The sequence below is a fragment of the Mycobacterium sp. NGS40 genome (assembly GCF_059812735.1).
This window is the reverse complement of record NZ_JCALDG010000009.1, coordinates 1-21,988: the sequence shown is the minus strand read 5'-3', so window position 1 is coordinate 21,988 and position 21,988 is coordinate 1. Positions and strand designations below refer to the sequence as shown.

Below are 21,988 nucleotides of genomic sequence, written 5' to 3'. Positions count from 1 at the left end.
GCGAGCCGGCATCGGAATGGGCGCCCGACGAGTGGCGGTTTCGCTGCCGCCGAGCTTGCGATCGGCCTGAAGAAGCAAAAAGGTCAGAGGGCGGAAATGCCCTCTGACCCTGTGGGGTGAGTGACGGGACTCGAACCCGCGACATTCAGGATCACAACCTGACGCTCTACCAGCTGAACTACACCCACCACGACCGCTTGCGAGAAGCGGCGACTGTCGATACTAGCGGTTCGGTGGCTCGACGGCCGAATCAATTGTCGGTTCCGCGCCGTCGGTGCCCTGCAGCTCGGCGGCCACCGCGGCGATTTCGCTGGTAGAAGGCCCGGGAAGGGGTACGAAGGCGGTGCGGCGGTAGAACTGCAGCTCGCGGATCGACTCGCGGATGTCGGCCAGCGCCCGGTGGGCCAGCCCCTTGGCCGGCTGGCCGTAGTACACGCGGGGGTACCAGCGGCGGCACAGTTCCTTGATCGAGCTGACGTCGATCATCCGGTAATGCAGAAACGAGTCCAGGGCCGGCATATCGCGAGCGATGAAGGAACGATCGGTGGCGATCGAATTGCCCGCCAGCGGCGCCGTCTTGGCCGTCTTGACGTGCTTGCCGACGTATTCGAGCACCATCGCCTCGGCCGTGGCCAGGTCGACGGTCGAGGCCCGCACCTCGTTGATCAGCCCCGATCGGGTGTGCATGTCGGTGACCACGTCGATCATCGACGAGAGGGCGGCGTCATCGGCGTGGATCACCACGTCGATCCCGTCACCGAGAATGTTGAGATCGGCGTCGGTGACCAGGGCCGCGATTTCTATCAACTTGTCCGCGCCCACGTCCAGCCCGGTCATCTCGCAGTCGATCCACACCAATTCGTCGCGCACAGCGCCCAGCGTATTCCCACGTGAGCCCTGCCCCCGTTGCCCCCTGGCAAGTAGTGTTGGGCGTTGCATTTTTCTCCCGAGAGGGGCGCGGCGCGATGACCACAGAATCGGCGGCCGGCCGGATCGCCGGCGGCTACGCCGTCGAAGGCCAGGCATTGGAGTTGGGCACCGTCGTCATCGACGGCACCGCGGACCCGAGCGCGCAGATCCGCATCCCGTTGGCCACCGTCAACCGCCATGGTCTGGTGGCGGGGGCGACCGGGACCGGTAAGACCAAGACGCTGCAGCTGATCGCCGAACAGCTCAGCGCTGCCGGGGTTCCGGTGTTGATGGCCGACGTGAAGGGCGACCTGTCGGGACTGTCGCGGCCGGGGGAGGCCAACGACAAGACCGCGGCGCGCGCCAAAGACACCGGCGACAATTGGGTGGCGACCGGCTTCCCGGTGGAGTTCTTGTCGTTGGGCACCGAGGGGCTCGGCGTGCCGATCCGCGCGACCGTCGCCAGTTTCGGCCCGGTGTTGTTGTCAAAAGTGTTGGGGCTCAACGCTACTCAGGAGTCGACCCTCGGCCTGATTTTCCACTGGGCAAAAGAGAACAACCGCCCGCTGATCACCCTGGATCAACTTCGCAACGCGATCAGTCACCTGACCAGCGACGAGGGCAAGGCCGACCTGAAATCTCTGGGCGGGGTGTCGTCCACGACGGCCGGCGTCATTCTGCGCTCCCTGGTCAACCTCGAAGGCGAGGGTGGCGACACCTTCTTCGGCGAGCCGAAGCTCGATCCGCACGACCTGCTGCGCGTCGACAACCAGAACCACGGCACCATCTCGCTGCTCGAGTTCAGCGGTCAGTCATTGCGCCCGGTGATCTTCTCCACCTTCTTGATGTGGTTACTCGCCGACCTGTTCAAGGAACTGCCCGAGGTCGGTGACATTGACAAGCCCAAGCTGGTGTTCTTTTTCGACGAGGCGCATCTGTTGTTCACCGACGCGTCCAAAGCGTTCCTCGACCAGGTCGAGCAGACCGTCAAGCTGATCCGCTCCAAGGGCGTCGGGGTCTTCTTCTGCACTCAGTTGCCCACCGATCTGCCCAACGACGTGCTGTCCCAGTTGGGTGCGCGAATTCAGCACGCCCTGCGCGCCTTCACCCCCGATGACCAGAAGGCACTGTCCAAGACCGTACGCACCTATCCCAAAACCGATGTCTACGACCTGGAGTCGGCGTTGACGTCGCTGGGTATCGGTGAAGCCGTCGTCACGGTGCTGTCCGAGAAGGGCGCTCCGACGCCGGTCGCCTGGACGCGCATGCGGGTTCCGCGGTCGCTGATGGGCGCCATCGACGCCGATGAGATCGCCAAGGCCGCGAAAGACAGCCCGCTGCAAGCAAAGTACGGCCAGACGGTTCAGCAGCCGCCGGAACCACAAGTGCGCCAATCGGTTCCGTCGTCGTCAACGGAGGCTTCTCCTCCGCAAGTCCCGCCGGTGTCGTATCCGGACCCCTACGACATCCCGCCGATGCCCGCGCCGGCGGAGCCTAAGGGGCCGGCCCGGTGGGAGGAAGTGCTGCAGAATCCGACCGTGAAAAGCGGCATCAACACCGCGATACGCGAAGTAGTGAAGAACCTCTTCGGCACCGGCCGGCGCCGCAGATAGCCCTCAGCGCACGCGAGCGTAAGCAGGCTGCGAAATTACGCCCGGATTGTCGCAGTGGGCTTACGCTCGTGGATTCGAGTTACCCGCCCCGCCCGCTCAGACTCCCGCCGGTCTGGCCGCGAGCCTAACGCCACTGCGAATTAGTCAGCGGATTTTCGCAGCCAGGTTAGGCTCGCGAACGGTTAGGCTCAGCCGCCGCCGAGCTTCTTGTAGAACGCGCCGGCGATCGGAGCGACGATCGCGCGGGGGGCATATCCGCTGCCGACCGACATCGCCTTGGAGGTCAGGCCCGGAACGACGCGCATCTTGTTGCGCTCCAACGCATCCAGCGAGAGCTGGGCGGTGTGCTCGGTCGAGATCCACAGGAAGTCGGGCACCAGCCGTTCGACCAGTGACCGCTCGGCGTCCTGAGGCAGATCGGTGCGCACCGGGCCCGGCGCCAGCAGCGTGACGTGCACACCCGAGCGCCGCAGTTCGCCGCGCAACGACTCGCTGAAGGTGTTGACGAAGGCCTTCGAGGCGGCATAGGTCGCGTTGTAAGGAATCGGCGAATTGCCCGCCGCTGAACCGGAAATCAAGATGCCGCCCGCGCCGCGCTCGACCATCACCGGCAGTACCGCCAACGTGAGGTCATGCACCGCTACGGCATTCAGTTGCACCTGAGCCTTTTCGCCCGCCGGGTCGAGGCCGCAGAGCGGACCGAACGTTCCGGTGCCCGCGTTGGCACACAGGATGGAGATGTTGCGCGTCGCCAATTCGTCGCACAGTTTGGCCCGTTCCACCGGGTCGGCGAGGTCAGCGGGCCGCACTTCCACGGTGACGCCGTACTTCTCGGCTAGCCGAGCGGCAAGGTCGTTGAGTTTGTCCTCGCGTCGCGCGGTGACGATCAGGTGGTGCCCGCGCGCGGCCAATTCCGTGGCCAGCGCTTCGCCGATGTTTTGCGAAGCTCCGGTGACGACGGCGCGCGCATCGGGGCTGGGAGCGGGTACTGGCATGGGCCAATCGTAGACAGCGGCCACATCCGTGCGACAGCGGCTGCAACCGGGCCGCAACCGTGCGCGGCGGCTTCTCGGCTTAACAAATAGAGTGCCGGGCATGGGGCAGCCGGAACCGGGGGTGGGCGAGGTCGCGCGATCTCGGGTGGTGGCGTGGGCGCTGTGGGACTGCGGGTCAACGGGTCTGAACGCGATCGTGGCGACATTCGTCTTCTCCGTCTACCTGACCAGCAGCGTGGGCGAGGGGCTGCCCGGCAGGACCACACCGGAGAGCTGGCTGGGCCGCGCGGGGGCACTCGCCGGGGTGACGGTCGCGCTGCTGGCGCCACTGGTCGGTGTGTGGGTGGAGTCGCCGCATCGCCGGCGCGTGGCACTGAGCGTGTTGACCGGCCTGGCGGTGACGCTGACCTGCTCGATGTTCCTGATCCACGACCGGCCCGCCTATCTGTGGGCCGGGCTGGTGCTGCTGGGCGCGACGGCGGCCTGCGGTGACCTGGCCAGCGTCCCGTACAACGCGATGTTGCGGCAGCTCTCGACCCCGCGGACGGCGGGCCGCATCTCCGGTCTGGGCTGGGCGTCGGGCTACCTCGGCAGCGTGCTGCTGCTATTGCTGATCTACACCGGCTTCATCGCCGGCTCCGGCTCCGGGCCCAATGCCGTGCGGGGGCTGCTCCGGGTGCCCGTGGCCGACGGGCTCTACGTCCGGGAGGCCATGCTGGCCGCCGCGGCCTGGCTGGCGCTGCTGGGGCTGCCGTTGCTCCTGGTCGCGCACCGGCTGCCCGACAGCGGGGAGGTGTACCAGCCGACGACCATGCTGGGCGGCTACCGCAAGCTGTGGACCGAGATCTCCGCGGAATGGCGCCGGGACCGCAATCTGGTCTACTTTCTGGGCGCCAGCGCGCTCTTCCGTGACGGGCTTGCGGCGATTTTTGCCTTCGGTGCCGTGCTGGGGGTCAACGTGTACGGCATCTCGCAGGCCAACGTGCTGATCTTCGGGGTGGCGGCCAGCGTCGTCGCCGCCGTCGGCGCCGTCGCGGGGGGATTTGTCGATCACCGGATCGGGTCCAAGCCGGTCATCGTCGCGTCGCTGGTCGCGATCGTCGCCTCGGCGCTCACCATGATGGTGCTCTCCGGTCCGGTGGCCTTCTGGGTGTGCGGCCTGACGCTGTGCCTGTTCATCGGGCCGTCGCAGTCCTCAGCGCGTGCGCTGTTGCTGCAGATGGCGCACAACGGCAGGGAAGGCGTCGCGTTCGGCCTGTACACGATGACGGGCCGGGCCGTCGCGTTCGTGGCGCCCTGGCTGTTCTCGGTGTTTGTCGACGTCTTCGGCGCGGTGCGCGCCGGGCTGGGCGGGATATCGCTGGTGCTGATCGCCGGACTGATCGCGATGATCGCGGTCCGGGTTCCGCCGCGCCACACCGCGGTGGCCGAACCGGTCGAACAGACCTAGCGTCCGGCGGCGTCGCAGACGGTGATGCCGGCCCCGAGGCGCTGGCGCACCTGAACGCCGTCCACGGTTACCGAGCAGGTGACGTTATGGCCGATGTTGATGATCGTGACGCTGGCCGGATGCGCGGCCGACTGCGACAGACTGACCTGCTTGGTCCACGGCAGCGAGACGTTGAACTCGGTCTGGATGACGTCGCCGGTGTCCCAGTAGGTGATGCTGATGGCCCGGCCCTCGCCGCTGACGGTGTAGACCACGTTTTGCATCGCACCCGGAGTGGGCGCCGGTCCGGCCGAGCCGCTGGGCGGCGGCACCGGCAGCAGCGTCTGCAGCGGCGGCGAAGCCCGGGTCGACGTGCGAGGCGTCGGGCTTTGCGCACTCGACGTGGGCATGGCGGGCAACGGTGGCACGGCGGTCTGGGTCTTCAGCGCGCCATTGGTCAGGACCAGCGCGATCAACAGCGCGACCACCAACAACACCGCGGCGCCGGCGCCGATCAACAACCAGCGCGGCGATCGCGGGCCTTCCGGCGGCGGGGGCGGGTCGCCCCCGGGAGGCATCCCGCCCGGCGGCTGGTCCTGGTCCTGCTGCCAGTACGCCGGCAGGCGTCGGGTCGTGTTGGTCTCGTTCACGCTCGGCGCCCACTGCGGCGCATACCCACCGTAGGCAGGCGCGTACGGCGCTTGGTCGGCGTAGGCCGGATCAGCGAGCGGCGCGTTTCGCGGGCCAATCGGCCCGGTCGGTTCGGATCCCGCCTGAGGGGGACCAAACCGGTCGGGTCGACGTGGATCGTTCATGTCCACCTCACAGATTGCAGGGTACCTAAGCCGAGCGGCTGGGCGTGGAATCTCTCGATGACGCCAATCAGCCGACGTGGCCCCCGGCCGCCAGCGCGGCGATCGTCATGGCCCGCATGACGGCGCGCGACCGCGTTCCGCGGGCCGGCTTCTCCGCGGTTTTGATGCTGTGCGGCGTCGAGTTCAGCAAGCCGAACACCGCGTGCGCCGCCAGCCGCGCATCGGCTTCGGCCAGCGCGGGGTCCAGCTCGCGCAGCACGCCGACCCATACCTCTACATACTGCCGCTGCGCCTTGCGCACCTGGCGCTGCGCGGCCGCGGGCAGGTGTGCCAGGTCGCGATCCTGGATGCGGATCAGGTCGGGCTCGCCGAATGCGAAGTCGAGGTGAAAATCGATCAGCCCTTCCAGCGCGCGGGCCGCGTCGGTGCTGCGGGCGGTCACTTCGCGTGCCCCGGCGAGCAGTCGGGCGCTGATGCCGACCAGCAACTCGACCAGCATCGACTCCTTGTTGGGGAAGTGGCGGTAAATCGCCGGGCCGCTGACCCCGGTGGCGGCGCCGATGTCTTCCAGACGCACCGCAAGAAATCCGCGCTCGGCAAAGAGTCGCTCGGCAGCGGCCAGGAGTTGCAGCCGCCGGTCGGATTTCAACTGGCTGCGTCGATTTGGCGCTTCGCATTGACCGGGCGGGGTGTCCGGGGTGGACGCTGTCATGACGGACCTCCCGCGTACATCCGGAAGTTTCGGTTAATCGTCGCTAACGTAGCACGAGTTATTGGTGATTAACTCAGTGTTCGCAGGTACCCCGACACCTCGGTGACGTCAGCCACCGGCAGCCTCTGGTCGATCAGGCCGAGCTGGCGCAGCACCGCGGCCCGGTCCCAGTAGAGCCGTTCGCTTTCCATCGGATCTGCGCGCGATTTCTGTTGCAGCGTCAAGGTGGCTGTCCCTGGACGGGGTAGCACACCCGGTGGTATTCTCGGCGCCGAGTTAATGATCATTAACTGAAAGTCGCGTGACGGCGAGGAGGCCTGTCGTGACTGTGTCGGTTACGACCGCACCGTCGTTCGCCGACGAGCACCGTCGGCTGGTCGATGAGTTGAACACCAAACTGGCGGCCGCGGCGTTGGGCGGCAATGAGCGTGCGCGGGAACGTCACGTCAGTCGTGGCAAGTTGCTGCCGCGCGAACGAGTGGACCGGCTACTCGATCCCGGTAGCCCCTTTCTCGAGCTGACCCCGTTGGCCGCCAACGGGATGTACGACGACGAATCCCCCGGGGCCGGGATCATCACCGGCATCGGGCGGGTGTCGGAGCGCGAGTGTGTCATCGTCGCCAACGACGCGACCGTCAAGGGCGGCACCTACTACCCGATCACCGTCAAGAAGCACCTGCGCGCTCAGGAAGTCGCGTTGCAGAATCGACTGCCGTGCATCTACCTGGTCGACTCCGGCGGCGCCTTTTTGCCCCGTCAAGACGAGGTGTTCCCCGACCGCGAGCATTTCGGGCGCATCTTCTACAACCAGGCGACGATGAGCGCGAAGGAAATTCCGCAGGTCGCCGCGGTGCTCGGTTCGTGCACGGCGGGCGGCGCCTACGTGCCGGCGATGAGCGACGAGGCGGTCATCGTCCGCGAGCAGGGCACGATCTTCCTCGGCGGCCCGCCATTGGTGAAAGCCGCTACCGGAGAAATCGTTTCGGCCGAAGACCTCGGCGGCGGCGACCTGCATTCGCGGGTCTCCGGAGTCACCGACCATCTCGCCGACGACGACGAGCATGCGCTGCGCATCGTGCGCGCGATCGCGGCCACGTTCGGCCCGCGCCAGCCTAGCCCGTGGGAGGTGTTGCCCACGGTCGAGTCCAAACACGCGCAGACCGAGCTTTACGACGTCGTCCCGCCGGATCCGCGGGTGCCCTACGACGTGCACGAGGTGATCCTGCGGCTGGTCGACGGCAGCGAATTCAGCGAATTCAAGGCGAAATACGGCAAGACGCTGGTGACCGGATTCGCGCGAATCCACGGCCACCCGGTCGGGATCATCGCCAACAATGGGGTGTTGTTCAGCGAATCCGCGCTCAAGGGAGCGCATTTCATCGAGCTGTGCGACAAGCGCAAGATTCCGCTGCTGTTCCTGCAGAACATCGCCGGCTTCATGGTGGGCCGCGACTACGAGGCCGGCGGCATCGCCAAGCACGGCGCCAAGATGGTCACCGCGGTGGCTTGTGCCCGGGTGCCCAAACTGACCGTCGTGATCGGCGGATCCTATGGCGCGGGCAACTATTCGATGTGCGGGCGGGCGTATTCGCCCCGTTTTCTCTGGATGTGGCCCAACGCCCGGATCTCGGTGATGGGTGGCGAGCAGGCGGCCTCCGTGCTGGCCACGGTGCGCGGCGAACAGCTCAGCGCGTCAGGTAAGCCGTGGACGCCAGACGACGAAGAAACATTCAAGGCGCCGATCCGTGTCCAGTACGAGGACCAGGGCAACCCGTACTACTCGACGGCCCGGCTCTGGGACGATGGCATCATCGACCCAGCCGATACGAGAATGTATGTCGGGCTTGCCCTTTCGGTGTGCGCGCAGGCGCCACTGGAACCGGTCTCCTACGGCGTCTTCCGGATGTGAGTGCAGTGTTCGACACCGTCTTAGTGGCCAACCGCGGCGAGATCGCGGTGCGGGTGATCCGGACCTTGCGTCGGCTCGGCATCCGGTCGGTGGCCGTCTACAGCGATCCCGATGCGCAGGCGCGGCACGTGCAAGAAGCCGATGCGGCGGTGCGGCTGGGGCCGGCGCCGGCGCGCGAAAGCTACCTCGACATCGGCAAGGTGCTCGATGCCGCGGCCCGCACCGGCGCTCGGGCGATCCACCCGGGTTATGGATTCCTTTCCGAGAACGCTCATTTCGCTGCCGCGTGCGAGCGCGCCGAGGTGGTGTTCCTGGGGCCGCCGGCCCGTGCGATCGAGGTGATGGGCGACAAGATCACCGCCAAGAACGCGGTCGCCGCTTTCGACGTTCCGGTGGTGCCCGGGGTGGCGAAATCGGGACTGACCGACGACGAGCTGGTCGCCGCGGCTGCCGAGATCGGCTATCCGGTGTTGATCAAGCCGTCGGCCGGTGGCGGAGGTAAGGGCATGCGGCTGGTGGAAGACCCGGCCCGGCTGCCCGAGGCGCTGGTCGGCGCGCGCCGGGAGGCCGCGTCGTCGTTCGGCGACGACACGCTCTTCCTGGAGCGATTCGTGTTGCGGCCCAGGCATATCGAGGTGCAGGTTCTCGCCGACGGCCATGGCAACGTGGTGCATCTCGGCGAACGGGAATGCAGCCTGCAGCGGCGTCATCAGAAGGTCATCGAAGAGGCGCCCTCGCCGTTGCTGGATTCGCAGACCCGCGCGCGGATCGGGACCGCGGCCTGCAACACCGCCCGCAGCGTCGACTACATCGGAGCCGGCACGGTTGAGTTCATCGTCTCTGCCGAGCAACCCGACGAGTTCTTCTTCATGGAGATGAACACCCGGCTGCAGGTCGAACACCCGGTCACCGAGGCGATCACCGGGCTCGATCTGGTCGAGTGGCAGCTGCGGGTGGGCGCCGGCGAAAAGCTCACCTTCGGCCAGGAGGACATCGAGCTGAACGGACACGCGATCGAGGCGCGGGTGTACGCCGAGGATCCCGGCCGCGGCTTCCTGCCCACCGGCGGGCGGGTGCACGACGTCTTCGAGCCGTCGGGACCCGCTGTGCGAGTGGATTCTTCGCTGCTACCCGGCACGGTGGTCGGCAGCGACTACGACCCGATGCTGAGCAAAGTGATCGCTCACGGCAACGATCGCGCCAAGGCGCTGGCCGAACTCGACCGGGCGCTGGCGCGGACGACGATTCTGGGCGTGCAGACCAATATCGAATTCCTGCGCTTCCTGCTGGCCGACGACCGGGTGCAAGCCGGCGACCTGGACACCGCACTGCTCGAGGAACGGCTGCCGGACTTCGCGCCGCTGCCGGCGCCCGACGACGTGCTCGCGGCCGGTGGTCTCTACCGCCAGTGGGTACTGGCCCAACGCGCGCGGGACAATGTGTGGGCGCAGCCCTCGGGTTGGCGTGTTGGCGCCGAGGCCGCCCCCGTGCGCACCGCGATGCACACGGCGCTGCGTACCGAGACGGTCTCGGTGTCCGGTCTGCCGAGTGCCGCCACGGTACAGGTCGGTGACGGCGAAACCCATTCGGCCAGTGTGGAAGTCGAGCGCCGCAGCATGAGTGCGACGCTGGACGGGCTGCGCCGCGAGTACCGGTGGGCCGAGGCCGACCGGCATCTGTGGATCGCCGACGAGCGTGGCACCTGGCATCTGCGCGAGGCGCAGGAAACCAAGATTCACCGCGCGTCCGACACCCGGCAGGCGGAGGTGCTCAGCCCCATGCCCGGCAGTGTGATCGCCGTGCAGGTCGACTCCGGCGCCGCGGTGTCCGAAGGCGACGTGGTGGTGGTCGTCGAGGCGATGAAGATGGAACACTCGTTGGCCGCACCGGTTTCGGGACGCGTCGAGCTGCTGGTGTCGGTCGGCGATCAGGTGACGGTTGACCAGGTGCTGGCCCGCCTGGTCCCAGACTCCGAAGAGAAAAAGGATTGAAAGATCATGACGACAACGATTACCGCGGGGACCTTACCCAAGGAATACGAAGACCTTCGCGCCACCGTCGCCGACTTCGCGCGGACCGTGGTTGCTCCCGTGTCGGCCAAACACGATGAGGAGCACAGCTTTCCGTACGAGGTCGTCGCCAAGATGGGGGAGATGGGCCTGTTCGGGCTGCCGTTTCCCGAAGAGTACGGCGGGATGGGCGGCGACTACTTCGCGCTCTCGCTCGCACTCGAGGAACTCGGCAAGGTCGACCAATCGGTGGCGATCACGCTGGAGGCCGGGGTGGGCCTTGGGGCCATGCCCATCTTTCGATTCGGCACTGACGACCAGAAGCAAAAGTGGCTACCCGACCTGGTGGCCGGCCGCGCGCTGGCCGGTTTCGGGCTGACCGAGCCCGGCGCGGGTTCGGACGCGGGGGGTACTCGCACCACAGCCAAACTCGACGACGGCGAGTGGGTGATCAACGGCTCCAAGCAGTTCATCACGAATTCGGGTACCGACATCACCTCGCTGGTCACCGTCACCGCAGTCACCGGCACGCTTGCCGACGACAAGAAGGAGATCTCGACGATCATCGTGCCCAACGGCACACCGGGATTCACCGTCGAACCGTTCTACAGCAAGGTCGGCTGGAACGCCTCAGACACCCATCCGCTGACTTTCGAAGACGCTCGCGTTCCGGAAGAGAATCTGCTGGGCGCCCGCGGCCGGGGGTACGCCGGCTTCCTGTCGATCCTCGACGAAGGCCGAATCGCGATCGCCGCACTGGCCACCGGTGCGGCGCAGGGCTGTGTCGACGAGAGCGTCAAGTACTCCAAGGAGCGACAGTCGTTCGGCCAGCCGATCGGCTCCTATCAGGCGATCAGCTTCAAAATCGCCCGGATGGAGGCGCGTGCCCACGTCGCCCGCACGGCCTATTACGATGCGGCTGCAAAGATGTTGGCGGGCAAGCCATTTAAAAAGGAGGCGGCGATCGCCAAGATGATCGCGTCGGAGGCCGCAATGGACAACGCGCGCGACGCAACCCAGATTCACGGCGGATACGGCTTCATGAACGAATATCCCGTGGCGCGTCACTACCGCGACAGCAAGATCCTCGAGATCGGTGAGGGCACCACCGAGGTGCAACTCATGCTCATCGCGCGATCGCTGGGGCTGTCGTGAGCTTGCCGGACCGAGTGGGCAAGTCGGTTGTCCAGCGCGGCTTGTGGTTTGAGGAATTCGAGATCGGCACCACCTACCTGCACCGCCCCGGACGTACCGTCACCGAGGCGGACAATGTGCTGTTCACCACGCTGACCATGAACACCCAGCCGCTGCACCTCGACGCGGCATGGGCCGCCGAGCAACCCGGCTTTCGCGGTGAGCGGCTGGTGAACTCGATGTTCACCCTGTCGACACTGGTGGGCCTGTCGGTCACTCAGCTGACGCTGGGCACCATCGTGGCCAACCTCGGCTTCTCGGAGGTGTCGTTCCCTAAACCGCTCTTCCACGGCGACACCTTGTACGCCGAAACCGTGTGCACCGACAAGCGTGAATCGAAGAGCCGCCCGGGCGAGGGCATCGTGAGCCTCGAACACACCGGACGTAATCAGGACGGCGACGTGGTCGCTCGCGCTGTCCGCAAGACCCTGGTGCAAAAGCGACCAGCCGACGAGGAGCCTCGATGAATCTAGCCGCAGCCGGCCCCGGGTGGCTGTTCTGCCCGGCCGACCGTCCGGAGCGTTTCGCCAAGGCTGCCGCGGCGGCCGACGTGGTGATCCTCGACCTCGAGGACGGCGTGGCGCAGGCCGACAAGCCGGCCGCCCGCAAGGCGTTGCAGGACACCCCGCTGGACCCCGAGCGCACCGTGGTGCGGATCAACGCCGCCGACACCGACGAACACTCTCGCGATCTCGAGGCCCTGAAGCCGACGCCGTATACGACGGTGATGCTGTCCAAGACCGAATCGGCGGAACAGGTGACCGCGCTGGCGCCACTCGAGGTGATCGCGCTGCTGGAAACCCCACGTGGTGCGGTGTTCGCCAGAGAGATCGCCGCGGCGCCGGGCACGGTGGCGCTGATGTGGGGTGCCGAGGATCTGGTCGCTGCGCTGGGCGGCAGCTCCAGTCGCACGGCCGACGGCACCTACCGCGATGTCGCCCGTCACGTGCGGTCGACGGCGTTGCTGACGGCGTCGGCGTTCGGGCTGGCCGTGCTCGACGCGGTGCACCTGGACATCGGCGACCTAGACGGCTTACGCGCCGAGGCACAAGACGCGGTGGCGCTGGGCTTCGCCGGAACCGTGTGCATTCACCCGACGCAGATTCCGGTGGTGCGCAAGGCCTTTCGGCCCACTGAAGAGAAGCTGGACTGGGCGCGCCGGGTCTTGGCGGCGGCGCGCGGCGAGCGCGGGGTGTTCGCTTTCGAAGGGCAGATGGTCGATTCGCCGGTGCTCAAGCACGCGGCGGCCCTGGTCCGGCGAGCCGGAGATTCCGCCTAGCCGGCACTCACGGGTGCGGCGGTACCGGGCACCAGAACAAGCCGCAATTGAAATTCGGCTGCTTGGACGGCGGTGGCGGCGGGTACGTCGGCGGATGCTCGGTGTCCCAGCACTGGTTCCAATACTTGTTCTCGCCCCACGCCGGATTCCACGGTTGGTTGGGGCACCAATACACCTGCGGCGCGGGACTCGGCTGTGCCTGAGCAGTTCCCGCGGCCAAGCCGAATCCGGCCGCCGCGACACCGCTGCTCAGCAATGCCGCCGCGACGATCCGGTTCCGAGTGGCGATCATGGGGATAGTTCACAACACGCGGTGCGCTACCGATCCCAAACTCAACGGCCGTTGCTACATCGTCACCGGATCACCGGCATCTCACTCCCCGTCGACGCGGGCTACATCGTCAAATAGGGCGCTGACGGAATGCGGGGGCCTCAACATGTGTCGCCCGTGTAACGGCGTTGTTTCCGCTGTTGTCAAGATCTTTGGCCGTAGGGAACTCGCTAATGCGGCACCTTCGGTGTCTTAACGAGATTGCAAAAGAGCAGAAACATTCGCGAACGCCGAGCCGGCAAATCTGTCGTAATCTTTGATCCAGCACATGTCAGTTGCTTGCTGCATTAAGTTTAGGTCCACGGAAGGAACGAATGATGACCATCGCGCGGGGCTTCGCCGCAATCGCTATTTGCGCCGGTTTCGCTGTCGGTTCAGCCGGCACAGCGTGGGCTGACACACCGACCATGAGTGGCAGCTACACCGAGACCGTGACGACGCCAGGCGGCCACAGCATAGACAACAGCTGGACGATCAACTCTTGCGGAAATGGATGCCTCTGGATCAAGGCCGGGCTCGGGGCCAGCCAGGCAACGTTGGTCGATGGTCAATGGGTCATGGACACGATGAGCAACGTCAATTGCGTGGGCGGTGGTTACACCCTCTACGGCACGACCACTCACACAGTGTGGGATCCCAACACGCTGACCGGCACGGCCGCACACACCTACGTGACGGGAGCCTGCGGCAACCCGCCCGGGTACACGCAGGTCGACCAGATCGCGATCAAGTCGGCTTCCTGACATTTCGACGCTCAGATCCCCTGAAACCCTTGGGTTTCAGGGGATCTGAGCTATCACCGCACGATGCACCCGGGGGACGCCCGCGATCAGGGGGTTGCCTGCCGCGCGGATAGCTGCTGTCTAAGGCAAGCTAACTAATTGCGCCGTTCAAACCGACGGCTCCCGCGCAACGACACCGTGGAGTGTTATGGGCAACCAGTACTTTCCGTTGGTCATCGCGGTGGTCATGCTCGCCCTCGGGCTGACCCTGACCGTGGACGACTTCAAGCGGGCCGCCACGATGCGGCGACCGCTGGCGGTGGCGCTGATCTGCCAGTCCCTGCTGCTGCCGAGTCTGTGCCTGCTGATCGCCGAAGCCTTCCATCTGGAGCCACATCTGGCGGTCGGCCTGATGCTGATGGCCGCCACGCCCGGCGGGACGATGGCGAATATCGTCAGTCACCTGTTCAACGGGGACCTGGCGCTCAACCTGACCCTGGCCGCGATCAACGCCGCGCTGTCGATCGTGGCCCTTCCGGCCATCCTGGCCGCATCGATGACCTGGTTTCTCGGCGAGGGACGCTTCATCCCGCTACAGCTGGACAAGTTCGTCACGGTGTTCGCGCTGGTGCTCATCCCCACCGCGATCGGTATTGCGATACGCCACCGCTTCCCCGAGCTGGCGCGTCGATTGAAAACGCCTGTCAAGGTCGTCGCGGTACTGCTGCTGATCGTCGCGATCGGCGGGGCGATCGCCCAAGGCGAGACGACGCTGTTGCACAACTTCGGTGTGGTGAGCGCGGCGGTCGTGTCCTTCTGCGCGGTCAGCCTCACCGTCGGCTATCTGGTGCCGCGGTTGATGCGCCTGGGTCCGCCGCAGGCCATTGCGATCAGCCTGGAGATCGGTCTGCACAACACCGTGGTGGCCCTCGGCGTGGCGCTCAGCCCGCAACTGCTCAACAGCGTCGAAATGGCAACGCCGGTGGCGATTTACGGCGCTCTCTCGCCGCTGATGGCCCTGACGTTCATCGGGGCGGTACGCCTGCTGGACCCCGCGTTTCGCGTGAAGGCGCAGCCCGAGACCCTCGCGAGCGAACCCGCGGCTTAAGACTTACCTACGCTGGGCAGCGGCGAGCCGGTCGGCGAACTCCGGCGACTGGATCGACGACACCTGCGGCCCCAGTTCGGTGCGCATCGCGAATTCGTGGTCGTCGTTGTCCAGCGATCCCGGACTAGCAGTGGCACGCATGCTGGCCTTGGTCGCCAGCACCACCTGGCGCGGAGCGGACGCGGGCCCGGCGGCAAGCTTCAATGCCGCAGCGACGGGATCGTCGGCGACGCTGAGCGCCAACCCGTGCCGCACGGCGGATTCGGCGTCGAAGCGCATGCCGAACAGCAGGGCCGCGCGGGCGACTTGCGGGCCCACCGCCCGCTGCAGCATCCAGGTCGCACCGCCGCCGGGGTGCAACCCCAGCTTCTGGAATCGGGGATCGAACAGGGCGCCGGGCCCGGCGATGCGCACGTCGGCGGCCAGGGCCAGGTTCAGGCCCGCACCGACCGCGGGGCCGTTCACCGCGGCGATGGTCGGCAGCGTGCAACTGCTCAGGGCCATGAAGCCGTCATACAGCTGCTGCAGTCCCGATTCCGCGGCTCCGGCGCCCGCGGCGCCCAGGGCACCCAGGTCCGCGCCGGCGCAAAACGCCTTGCCCGCCCCGGTGACCACGATCGCGTGCACCTCCGGATCGGCTTCGGCCCGCTCGACCGCGGCGCGCAGCTGGGCTGAGCTCTCGCCGGTCAGCGCGTTGCGCCGGTCGGGGTCGTTGACGGTGATCAGTGCGACGCGATTGGCCACGCTGAACAGGACGGAATCGGACTGGGCCATCGGGGCACCTCCGGTCGGCGACGTCATCGGCGAGCTAAAGGGTACTTGGGGCCGCCGCTTCAAGAATTCGTAGAGGATCCCGCAAGCCTGGCTGCCGATCCTGGAAACACCAGTGAGCGGCACCACGACGAGGGGGTATCCATGAGCACTACGACGATCATCAGCACCAAATCCCAGGCGATCCGCTGGGCGGTCTTCGCGGCGATAGTGCTGGGTTTACTCGCGCTCGGTCTCGGTGTCGCACACGCCAACCCGCCGCTGCACGATCAGCAGTGTTCCCTGCGGTACGCGACGATGCGCGACGCGGACGGACACATGATGCAGTGCGAGCGGATGGCGAACGGGAATCACGGACTGGTGTGGCAGTACACCCCGGGGTCGTGATCGTCGCTAATCTGGCCGGGTGAGCGGCAACCAGGTGCCCGGTGGGGTGGTGCACAAGCTGCCCGCGGATCTGCGCGAGGCATTGACCGCGAACTCGACCGCACTAGCGGCGTGGCGCGACATCACGCCCCTGGCGCGCAACGAGTTCATCTGCTGGGTCGAGGACGCCAAGCAACAGGCGACCCGGGAGCGCCGCATTCGCCGTACCCAGGAGGAGCTGGAAGAAGGCCAGCGCCGACCCTGCTGCTGGCCGGGCTGCAAGCACCGCGAACGCACCGGCCGACCATAATCTTGAAACTGGCTGTCCGCCAACGGCTTTGCCTATTGCGGTCAGAAGTTGGCGAAACAGCTGTCCTGGCTGCCGCCACCGGCCGGAATAGTGGCGTTGTTCGTCGAGAAACTCGCCTCGACACCGCTATCGGTCACCTTGACGTTGTCGGCGTGTATGCCCAACGGGTAGTTGTTGGCTTTCGAAGTGAGCTCGTCCAGGCTCTTCTGCACGCTATCGGTCGACATCGTGGAGCCCAGTGCGGTCAGGCTGACCACCTGTAGCGATAACCCGTTGTTCACGATCTGCGGTTTGACCGTGGCACTGTCCAGCAGGCCTTTCAGCGAGACGGTGCCATCACCGGGGTTGGTGGTCACCTCGCCCGTGACAAGGCTGCCAATCGTCGGGATGGCGTCCTGGATCGACTGCTTGATGCCATCTGTGGACCAGGTGATGGTGCCCTTCAAGGACTCGATCGTGCCCGCGGAGTTGTTCGCCTGGTTCAGCCGGATATTGCGGATGTCGATGCTCACCTTCATGCCCTTGACGCTGCGGACCTGGTTACCCGCGGTCTGGACGGCGATGTCGGGGTAGTGCTTGGTGAGGTATTGCCAGAGCACCGGCGGCGCGGTGGCGAAGGAGACAGCTGCGCTGTCTTGGACCTCGCATTGCACCGCGTTTGCCACCCTGCTGCTGGCCTCGTGCCGGGCATACAACTCGCCGCCGATCAGGGCGGCGGCCACCACGCCGAGGATCGCGGCAAGAGACCACTTCCGCCTGCGCGGCAACCCCCGCCTCTTGGCCGGCGGTGCGTCTTCTGGCGGCGTGAATGTGGGCAGTCTGGTGGTGGCAGCTTCCTGCTGGGGTGGCGGAGCGGGCTGAGGGGGCGGCGGGCCGGGTTGTTGCGCCCGGACATTCGGCGGAAGCCCCGGCGGTTGCGGCGGCCGCCCCTGCGGCGGCGGGCCCGGTGGCCGCGGTGGCCCACCCCGTGGGGGCTGACCCTGAGTTGGTGGCAGCGGCCGCGCGGCGTGCACGGTGGGTGGATCTTGCGGAACGTCGCGCAGGGGGATGCGGCGAGTTTCTGATTCCGACGGCGGGCCGGGAACCTGAGGCCGCTGGGGCGCCGGTCGATTGGCGGGTCCGCCCGGTATGGGCGGACGAGCCCGTTCCGGCGGTTCGCCGCCCGAGGGTCCTCGCGGAGTCGTCACCAGCGCGATTGTGCCTCATCGGCGACGCGAAGGGAAAGGCGCGGTGTCAGAGCTGGTGTGCCACGAAAGTCGCGGCCTGACTGGGCATTCCGGACTGCGCGTACGACAGGTGCGCTGGCGAGAACAGTTCGTCGTGTGTCGGTAGCGCCAGCGCCCCGCCCGGCGTGCACACCGGGTCGCCGGCAGCGCACAGGTCAACGGCCTTCGCGCCGTACCAGGGGCTGACCTCGCTGACCGGCGCTCCGAGGTACCGGTCCGAGGGATTGCCGAACAAGGCGAGCGCCGCAACGTGGTCGGCCTGGTCGGCCGTCAGGATGTCGGGGATCAAGCCGGCAATCGGTGCGCGGGCGATGGTGGCCTCGTCGATCGCCATGGCACCCAGGGAATATCCGCCGAGCACGAGCTTGGTGCCGGGACAGGTCGCGACCATCGACTGAACGTGAGCGTGTACATCGCTGCCGCCGGCGGATGCCGACGGAGCGAAATCCTCGCCGGCGGGGTAGTTGACGGCATACACCCGGAGGGACCGGCCGCCGACCTGCGGGCGCAGTGCATCGATGAACTGCTGGCCGACCACGCCGACACCGGGTGCCTCGTTGGTGGCGCGTGCGAAGGTCACTTCGATGTCGGGGCAGGTGACGGCGGATGCGGGGGCGATCACCTGGGGTGCGTTCAGCGCGGCCCAGGTCGTCACCATTGCGGCACCCAGCGCGTAAGCGAACCGGCGTGCGTTCACGTTCCCATGCTGACACATCGCGGACGCGCTTCGGGGCGCGGTAATCGAGCGGCTGGTCGACTCCCTGCGGGCGTCTTAGGTCAACGCGATCGGGTCGAGACCGAAATCGGTTCGTACGGCCTCGACAAAGTCACTGACGGCCGCGCTCGAGGCCTGGTTCCAGTTATTCGACGGTGCGCCGACCTCGGAGATAAGGGCCGCAAAAAGCGTGAGGATCGCGGCGTATTGGGCTTTTTGCAGAATGTCGTTGGGCATTATCAACTTCATTTCCGCCATAACGCTGTTCAAGTCAACCATTGAAGGCGTCGCGACGAGTGCCGCGCGGAACGTGGGGGCCGCAATTTGCTCAGCGATGGAGGGAGTCGGTTCCGTTGCGTGCGAGAGCAGCTCGAGGGCGGGAGACGCTGTGGCCGTGGCCGCGCCGCCGGTTCCCTGCTCGACGAGGTGCTTGACCTCTTGATTGGACGACACCAGCTCATCGAATTCCGCAGATAATCCCTTGAACTTCGACGAACTAACCTCGCCCTGCACGATGTCCAAAGTTTTCACGAAGCGAACCGACACATCGCGCATCAAAGAGTCGTGCTGCCGCTTGGTCTCCAGGGTTTCGCCTCGGTGAAACGCGGCTTTGGATGACATGAACGTCGTAAAGCCGCCAACGCCGGCGCCAAGCAACGTCGCAAGCGAAGTGAGTACAGCTTGATCCATGTGCATATGCGAATCCTATCCCTTGAGAATTTTAGCTCGACGCCATTGGGTCCAAACCGAAATCGCTTCGTACCGCGTCGATAAAGTCCGCGACGGCTGCACTCGAGACCTGGCTCCAGTTGCTGGTCGGTGTATCGGCTTCGGAAACATGGGCCGCAAAAAGCGTTGCGATCGCGGCGTATTGAGCTTTTAGCAAAACATCGCGAGGCATTATGAACTTCATTTCGGTCATCAGGCTGTTCAGATCAGCCATTTGAGGTGCCGCGCCCAGCGCCGCGCTGAAGGTGGCGGTTGCGATTTGGTCAAGTGTGGTAGTCGATTCCGCTGCGCCCGCGAGGAGTTTGAGCGCCTGATCGGCGGTTGGCGCGGCCGCGCCGGCTTGTACCTGCCCGAAGAGGTTTCTGACAGCGTCATTTGCCGACACTAATTCGTCAAGGCCGGCGGATAAATTCAACGTCGACAACGAACTAATCCCGGCCTGTACCATATCCAAGCTTTTCGCGAATCGAAGCGACGCATCGCGCACCAAAGCTTCATGCTGAATTTTGGTTACGACAGTTTCGCCGCGATAAAATGTGGGTTTGGTGTTGACGAATGCGGTGAGGCCGCCGCCGCCCCCGGCGCCCAATAGCGTCGCACCCGAAGTCAGCGCAACCCGATCGGTGTGCACGAACGGCTGCCAGCCCACCTGGTCCCCGAGGGCCAGGTCCGGCGCAGCCCCCGCAGGCTGGTGCACGTCCGTCACGAATTGCATCGGATCCCCCAGGGGGGCCGCCGGCATCGCCGGCACCACGCCGCCGCCCGCACCCCCGGGAACTACGAGCGGCCCAGTTATCCCCGGTACGGCCTGTGGCGGCGCCAACGCCGGTGCCGCCTGCAGCACCGCCTGTGGCTGAGCGGCCGGCACTGACTGCGGCTGGACCCCCGGGACCTGCTCCGCGGGCGCCGCCGTCGTCCCGGACGTCGTCCCCGACGTCGTCCCCGATGACGACGTTGTCCCAGCCGTCGATGAGGACGTCGTCGCCGACGTCGATGTCGCCGGGGCTGTTGATGTTGTGGTCGCCGCCGGGGCCGCCGCGGCCGGCGTCGCGGTGGTTGCCGGTGTCACCGGCGCGACCGGGGTGATGGTGCCAGAGGTGACGGTAACTGTGGCGCCCTGAAGGCCACCGGTCAGCGAACCGCTGGGGCCGAGGGTGACCGTGGAACCGGGGCCGACGGTGACGGAGCCGGAGGAGACGGTGATGTTGGTGCCGATGAAGCGGGGGAAGGACGCAGATTCGAAGGGCCCGAGGATGATCGGCTTGAACTCGGGGTAGGTGAGAACGGCGCCGTCGGCGCCGGCGGTGACCGAACCTTGGGTGGCGGTGAAGGTCGAGCCCGGGCCGATCGTGACGGTGCCCTCGTTGACGACGACCGTCGCGCCCTCGGAGCCGGCGGTGTTGGCGGCGCCGGGCCCGATGGTGGTCGGGCTGGTCTCGTGGGTGCCGTCGCCGCAGTGATTCCACCAGTTCCCGCCCCGGCCGCCGCGTTGGGCCTGCGCGCGAGCCTGGTCGAGCTGACGGTCGGACTTAGTGGTCTGTGGCGGCTCGTCGAACGGTTGCAGCGTGCCGGCGGATTCGGCGGCTGCGGCGTAGCCGTACATCGCGGCGGCGTCCTGAGCCCACATCGCCATGTACTGGGCTTCGCAGGCCGCGATCGCCGGGGTGTTCTGCCCGAAAAAGTTGGTCGCGATCAACGCCATCAGCAGCGTACGGTTGGCCGCGATCACCGGCGGGGGCACCGTCATCGCGTACGCGGCTTCGTAGGAAGCCACCGCCGCATACGCCCGCGCCGAGGTTTGCGCGGCCTGGGCGGCAGTGGCGTGTAGCCACGCCAGGTAAGGGGCGGCTGCCGCGGCCATCCGCATCGACGACGGGCCAAACCAGGTCAGGGTCAGACCCGAGACCGCCGAAGACCAGCCGCCGGCAGTCGACTCCAATTGCCCGGCCACCACGTCCCAGCTCGCGGCGGCAGCGAGCAGCGGCCCCGAACCGGGGCCCGTGTACATCAGGCCGGAGTTTATCTCCGGCGGCAAAAGAGCAAAATCCGGCATGTCATTCGCTTTGAGGGGTTAAGCGCGCTGATTTGTCAGCAGGAGCGTACTCGGGAATCTTGCAATTTATAGCGGCTCAGAGAAACCGCGAGTAACAGAATTGTTAACGCTTAAGGTCGGTCGCGAACCGTGCCGCCGGCGCGTGAAAACGACGCGGTTGCTGGCTCTTTCGTGGCCATGTGCCTTTGCCGTCCTCCTGGCTTCAGGCCCGCCGCGCCCGCGAGTGCAGGCCAAGCATCGCCCACCTGCACATTGCGGTCCAGCACTCAGATTTTTTGCCCGAATACCCGGTTCTCAACGACCGCTGCGCGCGTCCGAGCATTGGCTGGCAGCAAACCGTCGACGGTCAGGCGACCAGGCTATCCGCGACCCTCCGAAACATCTTGGCGATGGCCGGTCCGTCCGGCAGCGGCGCTTGCTTCTCCAGGTGGGTCGCGGCACCCCTCAGCTGGTCGGCGGTGTCGAACACCTCGAGAAGTCTGCTGCGTACGGCACCTCGGTGCGGCGGGAGGCTCAGGGCCTGCGCTATTTCCTGAGGGGATCCGATCAGGTGAATCCGTTTGGAACCGATTTCATGCAGCACGTAGATGTCGCCGAGGAGTTGGAACTCGTAGGCGAAAGCGTCAAAAGTCACTGACCAAGTCCTGTCGACTTCGTGACCGCGTGAACCGGCAGACGCTGGTGGTGCGGTCGCGGAATAGGTGCGCCCCCGAACCGGCGCCGAGAAGTTATTCGTCGCCGCGGGCCCGGCGGACGGGTGCGGATCGGCTGCAAAATGTCGACCTGAGCGCCG

The 21,988-nt window shown here is 66.4% G+C and carries 22 protein-coding genes, 1 tRNA gene and 1 pseudogene; 11 read left to right on the top strand and 13 right to left on the bottom strand.

The features are described from left to right. Positions 1-112: 112 nt before the first annotated feature. Positions 113-188: transfer RNA gene (locus tag AC5Y5O_RS15340), tRNA-His, on the bottom strand. A 34-nt stretch (positions 189-222) separates the two neighbouring features. Beyond that, entirely contained in the window at positions 223-870 is a 648-nt protein-coding gene (gene orn, locus AC5Y5O_RS15335) for an oligoribonuclease (RefSeq protein ID WP_096289413.1), read from the bottom strand. A gap of 95 nt (positions 871-965) precedes the next feature. Between orn and AC5Y5O_RS15330 the strand changes: the two genes are divergently transcribed. After that, positions 966-2,522 carry a helicase HerA-like domain-containing protein gene (locus tag AC5Y5O_RS15330; RefSeq protein WP_096289412.1) on the top strand — a complete coding sequence of 519 codons (1,557 nt, stop codon included), beginning with the start codon at positions 966-968 and terminating at the stop codon, positions 2,520-2,522. A 188-nt stretch (positions 2,523-2,710) separates the two neighbouring features. Here AC5Y5O_RS15330 and cmrA read toward each other — a convergent pair whose 3' ends face one another. Further along, on the bottom strand, positions 2,711-3,517 hold the full coding sequence (gene cmrA / locus AC5Y5O_RS15325) for a mycolate reductase (RefSeq protein ID WP_500025671.1): 807 nt from the start codon (positions 3,515-3,517) through the stop codon (positions 2,711-2,713). A 100-nt stretch (positions 3,518-3,617) separates the two neighbouring features. Between cmrA and AC5Y5O_RS15320 the strand changes: the two genes are divergently transcribed. Beyond that, complete coding sequence (locus AC5Y5O_RS15320) at positions 3,618-4,967, top strand: MFS transporter (RefSeq protein WP_096289410.1); 1,350 nt, start codon at positions 3,618-3,620, stop codon at positions 4,965-4,967. Here the strand turns inward: AC5Y5O_RS15320 and AC5Y5O_RS15315 are convergent. From AC5Y5O_RS15315 to AC5Y5O_RS15305, 3 genes are all read right to left on the bottom strand, one after another. After that, the gene (locus tag AC5Y5O_RS15315) at positions 4,964-5,761 is read right to left on the bottom strand and encodes an MmpS family transport accessory protein (RefSeq protein ID WP_096289409.1); all 798 of its coding nucleotides are present in this window, start codon (positions 5,759-5,761) and stop codon (positions 4,964-4,966) included. The genes AC5Y5O_RS15320 and AC5Y5O_RS15315 overlap by 4 nt on opposite strands. Before the next feature lie 67 nt (positions 5,762-5,828). Continuing rightward, a complete protein-coding gene (locus tag AC5Y5O_RS15310; RefSeq protein WP_096289408.1) occupies positions 5,829-6,473 on the bottom strand; it encodes an SACE_7040 family transcriptional regulator in 645 nt (214 codons plus the stop codon). A gap of 68 nt (positions 6,474-6,541) precedes the next feature. Next, on the bottom strand, positions 6,542-6,697 hold the full coding sequence (locus AC5Y5O_RS15305; protein ID WP_500025670.1) for a hypothetical protein: 156 nt from the start codon (positions 6,695-6,697) through the stop codon (positions 6,542-6,544). Between the two features lie 98 nt (positions 6,698-6,795). On the opposite strand from AC5Y5O_RS15305, the gene AC5Y5O_RS15300 reads away from it, so the two are divergent. The 5 genes from AC5Y5O_RS15300 to AC5Y5O_RS15280 are packed head-to-tail and all read left to right on the top strand — an operon-like array spanning position 6,796 to position 12,864. Continuing rightward, on the top strand, positions 6,796-8,382 hold the full coding sequence (locus AC5Y5O_RS15300; RefSeq protein ID WP_500025669.1) for a carboxyl transferase domain-containing protein: 1,587 nt from the start codon (positions 6,796-6,798) through the stop codon (positions 8,380-8,382). A 5-nt stretch (positions 8,383-8,387) separates the two neighbouring features. Then, positions 8,388-10,373, top strand: a complete 1,986-nt coding sequence (locus tag AC5Y5O_RS15295; RefSeq protein WP_500025668.1) for an acetyl/propionyl/methylcrotonyl-CoA carboxylase subunit alpha — start codon at positions 8,388-8,390, stop codon at positions 10,371-10,373. A gap of 6 nt (positions 10,374-10,379) precedes the next feature. Further along, complete coding sequence (locus tag AC5Y5O_RS15290; RefSeq protein WP_500025667.1) at positions 10,380-11,546, top strand: acyl-CoA dehydrogenase family protein; 1,167 nt, start codon at positions 10,380-10,382, stop codon at positions 11,544-11,546. After that, positions 11,543-12,052, top strand: a complete 510-nt coding sequence (locus AC5Y5O_RS15285) for a MaoC family dehydratase (RefSeq protein ID WP_423790912.1) — start codon at positions 11,543-11,545, stop codon at positions 12,050-12,052. The genes AC5Y5O_RS15290 and AC5Y5O_RS15285 overlap by 4 nt, the downstream gene beginning before the upstream one ends. Then, positions 12,049-12,864, top strand: a complete 816-nt coding sequence (locus AC5Y5O_RS15280) for an HpcH/HpaI aldolase/citrate lyase family protein (RefSeq protein ID WP_500025666.1) — start codon at positions 12,049-12,051, stop codon at positions 12,862-12,864. The genes AC5Y5O_RS15285 and AC5Y5O_RS15280 overlap by 4 nt, the downstream gene beginning before the upstream one ends. Positions 12,865-12,871: 7 nt before the next feature. On the opposite strand, the gene AC5Y5O_RS15275 is transcribed toward AC5Y5O_RS15280, so the two are convergent. After that, positions 12,872-13,156 (bottom strand): Mtp family mycobacterial-type pilin, encoded by a 285-nt coding sequence (locus tag AC5Y5O_RS15275; RefSeq protein ID WP_096289403.1) that lies wholly within the window; start codon positions 13,154-13,156, stop codon positions 12,872-12,874. Positions 13,157-13,602: 446 nt separating this feature from the next. On the opposite strand from AC5Y5O_RS15275, the gene AC5Y5O_RS15270 reads away from it, so the two are divergent. Beyond that, positions 13,603-13,938 carry a hypothetical protein gene (locus AC5Y5O_RS15270; protein ID WP_133160874.1) on the top strand — a complete coding sequence of 112 codons (336 nt, stop codon included), beginning with the start codon at positions 13,603-13,605 and terminating at the stop codon, positions 13,936-13,938. Positions 13,939-14,125: 187 nt separating this feature from the next. Next, positions 14,126-15,025 carry a bile acid:sodium symporter family protein gene (locus AC5Y5O_RS15265; protein WP_096289399.1) on the top strand — a complete coding sequence of 300 codons (900 nt, stop codon included), beginning with the start codon at positions 14,126-14,128 and terminating at the stop codon, positions 15,023-15,025. A gap of 3 nt (positions 15,026-15,028) precedes the next feature. Here the strand turns inward: AC5Y5O_RS15265 and AC5Y5O_RS15260 are convergent, their stop codons facing one another. Next, positions 15,029-15,799: an enoyl-CoA hydratase gene (locus AC5Y5O_RS15260; protein WP_500025665.1), complete on the bottom strand. Its 771-nt coding sequence runs from the start codon at positions 15,797-15,799 to the stop codon at positions 15,029-15,031. A gap of 141 nt (positions 15,800-15,940) precedes the next feature. Here AC5Y5O_RS15260 and AC5Y5O_RS15255 point away from each other — a divergent pair, with 141 nt between their 5' ends. Both AC5Y5O_RS15255 and AC5Y5O_RS15250 read left to right on the top strand, forming a co-directional pair. After that, complete coding sequence (locus AC5Y5O_RS15255) at positions 15,941-16,183, top strand: hypothetical protein (RefSeq protein WP_096289395.1); 243 nt, start codon at positions 15,941-15,943, stop codon at positions 16,181-16,183. 19 nt (positions 16,184-16,202) lie between these two features. After that, positions 16,203-16,472, top strand: a complete 270-nt coding sequence (locus AC5Y5O_RS15250) for a YdeI/OmpD-associated family protein (RefSeq protein ID WP_096289393.1) — start codon at positions 16,203-16,205, stop codon at positions 16,470-16,472. A 41-nt stretch (positions 16,473-16,513) separates the two neighbouring features. Here the strand turns inward: AC5Y5O_RS15250 and AC5Y5O_RS15245 are convergent, their stop codons facing one another. From AC5Y5O_RS15245 to AC5Y5O_RS15225, 5 genes and pseudogenes are all read right to left on the bottom strand, one after another. Then, a complete protein-coding gene (locus AC5Y5O_RS15245) occupies positions 16,514-17,659 on the bottom strand; it encodes an LmeA family phospholipid-binding protein (RefSeq protein ID WP_500025664.1) in 1,146 nt (381 codons plus the stop codon). A gap of 46 nt (positions 17,660-17,705) precedes the next feature. Further along, on the bottom strand, positions 17,706-18,395 hold the full coding sequence (locus AC5Y5O_RS15240; RefSeq protein ID WP_500025663.1) for a cutinase family protein: 690 nt from the start codon (positions 18,393-18,395) through the stop codon (positions 17,706-17,708). A 75-nt stretch (positions 18,396-18,470) separates the two neighbouring features. After that, positions 18,471-19,103: a hypothetical protein gene (locus tag AC5Y5O_RS15235; protein ID WP_133160873.1), complete on the bottom strand. Its 633-nt coding sequence runs from the start codon at positions 19,101-19,103 to the stop codon at positions 18,471-18,473. Between the two features lie 1,519 nt (positions 19,104-20,622). Next, positions 20,623-21,195, bottom strand: a pseudogene (locus tag AC5Y5O_RS15230) (PPE family protein); the annotation flags it as partial. A gap of 346 nt (positions 21,196-21,541) precedes the next feature. Beyond that, complete coding sequence (locus AC5Y5O_RS15225; protein WP_096289383.1) at positions 21,542-21,829, bottom strand: hypothetical protein; 288 nt, start codon at positions 21,827-21,829, stop codon at positions 21,542-21,544. Positions 21,830-21,988 lie beyond the last annotated feature (159 nt).

Excerpts from the sequence above, each read along its gene's own strand:
- AC5Y5O_RS15280 (WP_500025666.1), top strand. The coding sequence starts at position 12,049 with ATGAATCTAGCCGCAGCCGGCCCCGGGTGGCTGTTCTGCCCGGCCGAC.
- AC5Y5O_RS15260 (WP_500025665.1), bottom strand. The coding sequence starts at position 15,799 with ATGGCCCAGTCCGATTCCGTCCTGTTCAGCGTGGCCAATCGCGTCGCA.
- cmrA (WP_500025671.1), bottom strand. The coding sequence starts at position 3,517 with ATGCCAGTACCCGCTCCCAGCCCCGATGCGCGCGCCGTCGTCACCGGA.
- AC5Y5O_RS15275 (WP_096289403.1), bottom strand. The coding sequence starts at position 13,156 with ATGATCGCCACTCGGAACCGGATCGTCGCGGCGGCATTGCTGAGCAGC.
- AC5Y5O_RS15265 (WP_096289399.1), top strand. The coding sequence starts at position 14,126 with ATGGGCAACCAGTACTTTCCGTTGGTCATCGCGGTGGTCATGCTCGCC.
- AC5Y5O_RS15235 (WP_133160873.1), bottom strand. The coding sequence starts at position 19,103 with ATGGATCAAGCTGTACTCACTTCGCTTGCGACGTTGCTTGGCGCCGGC.
- AC5Y5O_RS15270 (WP_133160874.1), top strand. The coding sequence starts at position 13,603 with ATGAGTGGCAGCTACACCGAGACCGTGACGACGCCAGGCGGCCACAGC.
- AC5Y5O_RS15290 (WP_500025667.1), top strand. The coding sequence starts at position 10,380 with ATGACGACAACGATTACCGCGGGGACCTTACCCAAGGAATACGAAGAC.
- AC5Y5O_RS15330 (WP_096289412.1), top strand. The coding sequence starts at position 966 with ATGACCACAGAATCGGCGGCCGGCCGGATCGCCGGCGGCTACGCCGTC.
- AC5Y5O_RS15255 (WP_096289395.1), top strand. The coding sequence starts at position 15,941 with ATGAGCACTACGACGATCATCAGCACCAAATCCCAGGCGATCCGCTGG.
- AC5Y5O_RS15315 (WP_096289409.1), bottom strand. The coding sequence starts at position 5,761 with ATGAACGATCCACGTCGACCCGACCGGTTTGGTCCCCCTCAGGCGGGA.
- AC5Y5O_RS15310 (WP_096289408.1), bottom strand. The coding sequence starts at position 6,473 with ATGACAGCGTCCACCCCGGACACCCCGCCCGGTCAATGCGAAGCGCCA.
- AC5Y5O_RS15320 (WP_096289410.1), top strand. The coding sequence starts at position 3,618 with ATGGGGCAGCCGGAACCGGGGGTGGGCGAGGTCGCGCGATCTCGGGTG.